The sequence below is a fragment of the Luteipulveratus halotolerans genome (assembly GCF_001247745.1).
GTDB lineage: Bacteria > Actinomycetota > Actinomycetes > Actinomycetales > Dermatophilaceae > Luteipulveratus > Luteipulveratus halotolerans.
Genome location: NZ_LAIR01000002.1, coordinates 4225794 through 4233244, shown reverse-complemented (window position 1 = coordinate 4233244; position 7451 = coordinate 4225794). Strand labels below are relative to the sequence as shown.

Genomic DNA, 7451 nt, shown 5'->3' with positions numbered 1-7451 from the left:
ACACGTTCCGCAGCCCGGGCGCCGGCCAGGGCCCGTGCATCAAGAACAACGCGGCGGCCGTGTGGAACCGCACGAGTCGCTCCGTCCGCGTCTACTACAACAGCAACTCCTCGGGCGCGTACGTGACGGTGCCGCCCGGCGGCTGGGGCAACCTGCCGATCAACCTGCAGAACCAGAACGCGTCGCACAAGTTCCTCTGATCCTCAGGGTCCCCTGAGCGCGGCGAAGGGCCGGATCCCCACTGCGGGAGCCGGCCCTTCGTCGTACGCCGATGTCTTTCGTCCACCTGGCGTTCATTTTTCGTTAACGTCGTGGGCTCGACCGCGGCCTCGCCCCCGGCCGTGGGCCAACCGGTAGGAGCCACCGATGTCTCTGTCCCGCCGCACCTTCCTCGTCAGCACCGGCGCCGCCGGGCTCTCGCTCGCCCTGTCGGGCCGGGCCGAGGCGCTGCACACCGTCCAGCCCGGCCCGCGCGCGGGCTACGGTCCGCTGCTGCCCGACCCGGCCGGCGTCCTCGACCTGCCGCGCGGCTTCAGGTACCAGATCCTGTCCCGTGAGGGCGGTCAGCTGCTGTCCGGTCAGGGCCTGGTCCCCGGCAGCCACGACGGCATGGGCAGCTTCGCCGGACCCCGCAACCACACCCACCTCGTACGCAATCACGAGAACTACCCCGACGCCGTCCACACCGTCCCGACCGACGGGCTCGACACGACGTACGACCCGGGCGCCGGTGGCGGCACCACCAACCTCGTGCTCGACGCCGCGCTGCGCCCGCGCGAGGAGTACGTCAGCCTCGGCGGCACCGCGATCAACTGCTCCGGCGGGCACACGCCCTGGAAGACCTGGCTGACCTGCGAGGAGACCGAGGGGCGCGCGGGCACCAACGGCTACACCAAGGACCACGGCTGGATCTTCGAGGTCGACCCCTACGACAACCGCCGCAACGCCGACCCCACCCCGCTCACCGACATGGGCCGGTTCATGCACGAGGCCGTCGCGGTCGACCCGGCCACCGGTGTCGTCTACGAGACCGAGGACGCGTTCTCGGGCGCGCCGCTCGGGTCGTTCTACCGGTTCCTCCCGCACCGGCCCCTCGGCGGTCACGGCAGCCTGCGCGCCGGCGGCACCCTGCAGGCGATGCACGCGCCCGGGCTCACCGACATGTCGCTGGTGCGCGAGCCCGGTACGACGTTCACCGGGGTCGAGTGGTTCGACGTGCCCGACCCGACTGCCGCCGTCACACCGGTGCGCGCACAGGACTACGCCAAGCCGATCGTGCGGGGTCAGAAGCTCGAGGGCTGCTGGTGGGGCGACGCCGACGGCTGCGTCTACTTCGTGTCGTCCTTCGCACGGCCCAAGGACGGCTCGGCCGCCGTCCACGACGGGCAGGTCTGGAAGCACGATCCCAGCGCCGGCACCCTCACGCTGGAGATCATCTTCAACGGCACCGACGCCGACGACACGTACGAGTGCCCCGACAACATCTGCATGTCGCCCTACGGCGGGCTGATGATGTGCGAGGACTCCAGCGGCGAGAACTACCTGCTCGGGACGACGCGCGACGGTGAGCCGTTCACGTTCGCCCGCAACCGCCAGGAGCTCTCGCCCGGCGAGACCGGCGAGCTGTCGGGCGTGTCGTTCTCCGCCGACGGGCGGACGCTGTTCTTCAACGTCTACACACCGGGTACGACGTTCGCGGTGACCGGTCCCTGGCGCCGCCACGGGTGAGCCGGTCGGCGTACGGCTGGGTCGACTGACCGGCTGGTCGATGACGGCACCCCACCCGCTGACGATGCACCCGCCGGATGTCGGGGCTCTCGTCAGCGGGCGGGGTGGCGTCGACGAGACGCGGGGTGTCGCGGTCGGTCAGGGGCGGCGCAGGATCGCGACGAGGAAGTCGGAGTCGGGGCTGAACGGCCTCAGGTCCCAGGTTCCGAGCAGCGTGTCGGACACCAGACCCGCCCGCTCGGCGTCGGCGAGGAAGTCCTCGAACAGGTAGCCCCGCTCGGCGCCGAAGCCGATGGCGGCTCGGCCACCGGGTACGAGGTGCGCGGCCAGCCGTTCGAGCACGCGTGCGCGTGTGGTCGGCGCCAGGAACGTCATGACGTTGCCGGCGCTGACCACCAGGTCGAACGGCTCGGTCACGCCCGTCGCCGGCAGGTCGAGCTCGGCGAGGTCCTGCACCAGCCAGGTCGGGCCGGGGTGGTCGTGCTCGGCCGCCTCGATCAGCGTCGGGTCGACGTCGACGCCGACGACGGCGTGGCCGGCCCGGTGCAGCGCGCCACCGACACGCCCCGGCCCGCAGCCGGCGTCGAGGATGCGCGCACCGCGCTCGGCCATCGCGTCGACCAGCCGCGCCTCACCGTCGAGGTCGGCGCCTTCGCGGGCGAGCGACCGGAACCGCTCGACGTACCAGCTCGAGTGCTCGGGGTTCTCCTCGACCTGGCGCATCCACAGGCTCTTGTCGACCATCACCCCATCGTGCTCGGCAGCCTGGGGCCGCGCGACTAAGGGGTCGACGTGAGCGCGACCAGCCGGCGTACGGCCAGCTCGTAGCCCTGCACACCGCAGCCGACGATCACGCCGGACGCGAGGTCGGACAGGTAGGAGTGCGCCCGAAACCCTTCGCGCGCATGGACATTCGAGATGTGCACCTCGACGAACGGCGCGTCGAGCGTCGCCAGCGCGTCACGGATCGCGACCGAGGTGTGGGTGTAAGCGGCGGCGTTGATGACGACGCCGTCGGTGCCGTCGGCGGCCAGCCGCTGGATCTCGTCGACGAGCGCGCCCTCGTGGTTGGACTGGAACCAGCTCAGCTCACAGCCGAGCTCGCTCGCCACCTCGGCACACGACGCCTCGATCGCCGCGAGCGTGGTGCTGCCGTAGGTCTGCGGCTCGCGCTGGCCGAGCAGGTTGAGGTTGGGCCCGTTGAGGACGGCGAACGACGACATGCCGCCCAGTATGGCCGCCCGGCCGGCCGTCGTACGACGACCGCTCAGCCTTCGTACGGCGGCGCGACTCCCCAGCCCCAGCGGGGCACGGGCGCCTCGCGTACGACGTCGGCACCGGGCTGTGAGTTGGACCGCGCCAGGCGGGTGCCCCACTCGATGTAGCCGACGAACGCCGCGCGGAACTCGGGGTCGTCCGGCAGTCCGGCCTCGTCGACGCTGTCGAGGAGCAAGTCCATCCACCGGCGGCGCTGCTGCTCGGTGATCGCCTTGTCGAGGTGGTGGGCGAGCATCCGCGGATATCCGCCGAGCTCGTCCGTGTAGCGCGCCGGACCGCCGAAGACCTCACCCAGCCACAGCGCGACGTGGTGCGGGTGATCCGGACTCATATGCGCGAACAGCGGGCCGACCACGTCGTCGCGCAGCACCTTGTCGTAGAACACCGAGGTCAGCCGCTCGAACGCCTCGGCGCCGCCGGCCCAGTCGTACAGGCTGGGCGGCTCGGACGCCGTCATGCAGTGCGCCCTCGACGCGAGGACGGGCCCGACCGGCGTACCTCGTGGACCGCGGTGAGCGCGTCCTGCAGCTCCTTGATCCAGTCGCCCTCGTGCTCGGCGACCAGGCGCACGGACCACGCCAGCGCATCGGAGCGTGAACGCGCGACACCGGCGTCGACGAGGGTGTCGAGCACCTGCCGCTCGGGCTGACGCAGCCGCGTCATGACCGGGATCGACAGGTTGGTGAAGACCTCGCGCGTCTCACCGCACTGCGCACCCCACGCGACCTTGCGGCCGTAGCGGCGCTCGGCCTCGTCGGCGATGCGCATCCGCTGCTGCCGGGTGTCCTCACGGAAGCGCTTGATCCGGCCGGCCTCGGCTGCGCGGACCGCCGGCTCGTCGTCCTGGGCGTCGATGTCGGGGGCCGTGAGCGTGCCCACGACGACGATCTCCTCACGGTCGACACTGACCTCGGGCTCCGCCTCGAACCACTCGTCGGGGAGCCGCCCGACGAGCCAACCACTGACTGTGCTCATGAGTTGATTACACGCTTACACCGTTGCGTCGTCAAGAGCTGCCGGTGACCCCTCGACCCGAGGACGACCGCGCGGCACAGTGGAGCGCATGACGCCACCGCGCAAGCGCACCTCGTCCACGCCGAAGCCGAAGTCGTCCACGAAGCCCCTGTCGCGCGGCCAGCTCGCCGACCTCGACGCGTGGTGGCGAGCCGCCAACTACGTGTCCGTGGGCCAGATCTACCTGCTCGACAACGCCCTGCTGCAGCGCGACCTCGTGCCGGACGACATCAAGCCGCGACTGCTCGGCCACTGGGGTACGACGCCCGGCCTCAACCTCGTCTACACCCACCTCAACCGGCTCATCCGTGAGCGCGACGTCAACGCGATCTTCCTGGCCGGTCCCGGCCACGGTGGCCCGGCGGTCGTCGCGAACTCCTACCTCGAGGGCACCTACAGCGAGATCTACCCGCGCATCACCGAGGACGCCGAAGGCCTGCAAGCACTGTTCCGGCAGTTCTCCTTCCCCGGCGGGATCCCGTCGCACGCCGCACCCGAGACGCCCGGCTCGATCCACGAGGGCGGCGAGCTCGGCTACGTCCTGTCGCACGCATACGGCGCGGCCATGGACAACCCCGACCTGGTCGTGGCGGCCGTCGTCGGCGACGGCGAGTTCGAGACCGGGCCGCTCGCGACGTCCTGGCACGCCAACAAGTTCGTCGACCCGACCGTGGACGGCGCGGTGCTGCCGATCCTGCACCTCAACGGCTACAAGATCGCCAATCCGACTGTGCCCGCTCGCATTCCGCGCGAAGACCTCGTCTCGCTGCTGGAGGGCCACGGGCACGAGGTGATCACCGTCGAGGGCGACGACCCCGCATCGGTGCACCAGCAGATGGCGGCCGCTCTCGACACCGCACACGACCGCATCCGCGCGATCCAGGACGCCGCGCGCGCCCCGAAGTCCAAGCGCAGCAAGGGTTCTGACGCCGTACGCTGGCCGATGATCCTGCTCGTCACGCCCAAGGGCTGGACCGGGCCGTCCACGGTCGACGGCGTGCAGGTCGAGGGCACCTGGCGCGCTCACCAGGTGCCTCTCGCCGAGACGCGCACCGACGCCAAGCACCGCAAGCAGCTGCAGGAGTGGCTCGCGTCGTACGATCCCGGCTCACTCTTCGACGACGAGGGACGCCTCGTCGAGTCGCTGCGCGCGCTTGCGCCGGTCGGCGTACGACGGATGAGTGCCAACCCTCATGCCAATGGTGGCCTGCTGCGAAAGCCGTTGAAGGTCAGGGACTTTCGCGAGTATGCCGTTGACGTCGCCTCTCCCGGTGCGTCTGTCCACGAGGCCACCAAGGTCTTCGGGACGATGGTCGCCGACATCGTGCGCGACAACCCGTCGTCGTTCCGGCTGTTCGGCCCCGACGAGACGGAGTCCAACAGGCTCGGAGCGGTGTACGACGCCACGGACAAGGTGTTCGCCGGCGAGATCCTGCCGGTCGACGAGCACCTCGCGCGCAGCGGTCGCGTGATGGAGATGCTGTCGGAGCACACCTGCCAGGGCTGGTTGGAGGGCTATCTGCTGACCGGCCGGCACGGGTTGTTCTCCTGCTACGAGGCGTTCATCCACATCGTCGACTCGATGTTCAACCAGCACGCCAAGTGGCTCAACACCACGCGTGAGCTGGAGTGGCGGCCGCCGATCGCATCGCTGAACTACCTGCTGACCTCGCACGTGTGGCGCCAGGACCACAACGGGTTCACCCACCAGGACCCGGGATTCATCGACGTGGTCCTCAACAAGAAGGCCGAGATCGTCCGCGCGTACTTCCCGCCGGACACCAACACGCTGCTGTCGACGATGGAGCACTGCCTGCAGAGCAGGCACTACGTCAACGTCGTCGTGGCGGGCAAGCAGCCGCAGTTCGACTGGCTCACCGCCGAGCAGGCTGCGGACCACTGCGCGCGCGGCGCCGGCATCTGGGAGTGGGCGTCCAACGACGAGGGCGACCCCGAGGTCGTCATCGCCTCGGCCGGCGACATCCCGACTCTGGAGGCCCTCGCCGCCGTCAGCCTGCTGCGAGAACACCTGCCAGAGCTGCGAATTCGCTTCGTCAACGTCGTCGACCTGATGCGCCTGCAGGACGAGAAGGAGCACCCGCACGGGCTGTCCGACCGCGACTTCGACACCCTCTTCACGCGCGACAAGCCGGTGATCTTCGCCTATCACGGCTACCCGTGGGTGATCCACCGCCTGACCTACCGGCGTACGAACCACGACAACCTGCACGTGCGCGGATACAAGGAGGAGGGCACGACCACGACGCCGTTCGACATGGTGATGATGAACGACCTCGACCGCTACCACCTGGTCATCGACGTCATCGACCGTGTGCCCGCGCTCGGGTCGCGGGCAGCCGGGCTGCGCCAGCAGATGGTCGACGCCCGCCGACGTGCCAAGGAGTGGACCCGCGAGCACGGCGAGGACGCCCCCGAGGTGCGCGACTGGGCGTGGAACACTGGTGTGGGCGACCGGAAGTCGCCTTCTTCGACCTCGACGAGTGAGACGGCGGCAGACTTCGGGTGACCTCTTCTGAGCGTGAGCTGCGGGCCGACTGCTCGCAGTGCTTCGGACTCTGCTGTGTCGTACCGGCTTTCAGCGCCTCGGTCGACTTCGCCATCGACAAGCCCGCCCGGACGCCGTGCCCCAACCTCGCCGCGAACTCGCTCTGCTCGGTGCACACCCGCCTGCCGGAGCTCGGGTTCAGAGGGTGCACGGTGTACGACTGCTTCGGCGCCGGCCAGCGGGTGTCGCAGGAGACGTTCGACGGGGTCGACTGGCGCTCGGAGTCGGCGCCGGAGATGTTCGACGTGTTCCCCGTGATGCGCGATCTGCACGAATTGCTCTGGTACGTCACGGAGTCCGTACGCCTGCTGCCGTCCGGGGCACTGCGGGCGTCGCTGCGCGCGGAGGGTGAGCGGCTGGACGGGCTCGGCAGCGGGGCGCCGGCCGAGGTCGCTTCGGTCGATGTCGACGCCTTGCGCGCTGAGGTGAATCCGCTGCTGCAGCAGGCGAGCTCGGTGCTCCGGACCTCCGCCCGCGCTGACGGCTCTGACATGCGCGGCGCTGACCTGTTCGGGGCGGACCTGCGGAGGCGCGACCTGCGAGGAGCATCGCTGCGCGGGGCGCTGATGGTCGCGGCTGACCTGCGCGGTGTCGATCTCGCGGGCGCCGACGTCACCGGGGCCGACCTGCGGGACGCCGACCTGCGCGGGGCCGATCTGACCGGCACGTTGTACCTGCTCCAGTCGCAGCTCGACTCAGCGCGGGGTGACTCGTCCACACAGCTGCCGACGGATCGTCGGGCACCCGTCCGCTGGGCGTGACCGTCGCCCTCCACCCGCCTCCCCCAGGAACGTCAACACCGTTGACGCGAAAGCGCAACGGTGTTGACGTTGCCGGCAGACCCCTGCCAGTCAGTCGAACCCGC

The 7451-nt window shown here is 70.1% G+C and carries 8 protein-coding genes; 4 read left to right on the top strand and 4 right to left on the bottom strand.

Translation table 11 applies throughout. The annotated features are described in order from the left end of the window. Positions 1 to 200: peptidase inhibitor family I36 protein (locus VV01_RS21220; protein ID WP_197275132.1), on the top strand; the 200-nt coding region annotated here is incomplete at its 5' end. Between the two features lie 166 nt (positions 201 to 366). Continuing rightward, positions 367 to 1728, top strand: coding sequence for an alkaline phosphatase PhoX (locus VV01_RS21215; protein ID WP_050668162.1), 1362 nt, complete (start codon positions 367 to 369; stop codon positions 1726 to 1728). Positions 1729 to 1866: 138 nt separating this feature from the next. Here VV01_RS21215 and VV01_RS21210 read toward each other — a convergent pair whose 3' ends face one another. From VV01_RS21210 to VV01_RS21195, 4 genes are read right to left on the bottom strand one after another with little or no spacing between them, the layout of a single operon-like run. Continuing rightward, positions 1867 to 2472 (bottom strand): class I SAM-dependent methyltransferase, encoded by a 606-nt coding sequence (locus tag VV01_RS21210; protein ID WP_050668161.1) that lies wholly within the window; start codon positions 2470 to 2472, stop codon positions 1867 to 1869. Positions 2473 to 2507: 35 nt separating this feature from the next. Beyond that, on the bottom strand, positions 2508 to 2951 hold the full coding sequence (gene aroQ / locus VV01_RS21205; RefSeq protein ID WP_050668160.1) for a type II 3-dehydroquinate dehydratase: 444 nt from the start codon (positions 2949 to 2951) through the stop codon (positions 2508 to 2510). 44 nt (positions 2952 to 2995) lie between these two features. Beyond that, a complete protein-coding gene (locus VV01_RS21200) occupies positions 2996 to 3463 on the bottom strand; it encodes a group II truncated hemoglobin (protein ID WP_050668159.1) in 468 nt (155 codons plus the stop codon). Beyond that, the gene (locus tag VV01_RS21195) at positions 3460 to 3981 is read right to left on the bottom strand and encodes a hypothetical protein (protein WP_050668158.1); all 522 of its coding nucleotides are present in this window, start codon (positions 3979 to 3981) and stop codon (positions 3460 to 3462) included. The genes VV01_RS21200 and VV01_RS21195 overlap by 4 nt, the downstream gene beginning before the upstream one ends. Before the next feature lie 88 nt (positions 3982 to 4069). On the opposite strand from VV01_RS21195, the gene VV01_RS21190 reads away from it, so the two are divergent. Continuing rightward, on the top strand, positions 4070 to 6547 hold the full coding sequence (locus VV01_RS21190; RefSeq protein ID WP_050671633.1) for a phosphoketolase family protein: 2478 nt from the start codon (positions 4070 to 4072) through the stop codon (positions 6545 to 6547). After that, positions 6544 to 7347 carry a pentapeptide repeat-containing protein gene (locus VV01_RS21185; protein WP_050668157.1) on the top strand — a complete coding sequence of 268 codons (804 nt, stop codon included), beginning with the start codon at positions 6544 to 6546 and terminating at the stop codon, positions 7345 to 7347. Before VV01_RS21190 ends, VV01_RS21185 begins: the two co-directional genes overlap by 4 nt. Positions 7348 to 7451 lie beyond the last annotated feature (104 nt).

What these genes read in the sequence shown, in the direction of transcription:
- VV01_RS21215 (WP_050668162.1), top strand. Translation starts at nt 367, where the DNA reads ATGTCTCTGTCCCGCCGCACCTTCCTCGTCAGCACCGGCGCCGCCGGG.
- VV01_RS21210 (WP_050668161.1), bottom strand. Translation starts at nt 2,472, where the DNA reads ATGGTCGACAAGAGCCTGTGGATGCGCCAGGTCGAGGAGAACCCCGAG.
- aroQ (WP_050668160.1), bottom strand. Translation starts at nt 2,951, where the DNA reads ATGTCGTCGTTCGCCGTCCTCAACGGGCCCAACCTCAACCTGCTCGGC.
- VV01_RS21200 (WP_050668159.1), bottom strand. Translation starts at nt 3,463, where the DNA reads ATGACGGCGTCCGAGCCGCCCAGCCTGTACGACTGGGCCGGCGGCGCC.
- VV01_RS21195 (WP_050668158.1), bottom strand. Translation starts at nt 3,981, where the DNA reads ATGAGCACAGTCAGTGGTTGGCTCGTCGGGCGGCTCCCCGACGAGTGG.
- VV01_RS21190 (WP_050671633.1), top strand. Translation starts at nt 4,070, where the DNA reads ATGACGCCACCGCGCAAGCGCACCTCGTCCACGCCGAAGCCGAAGTCG.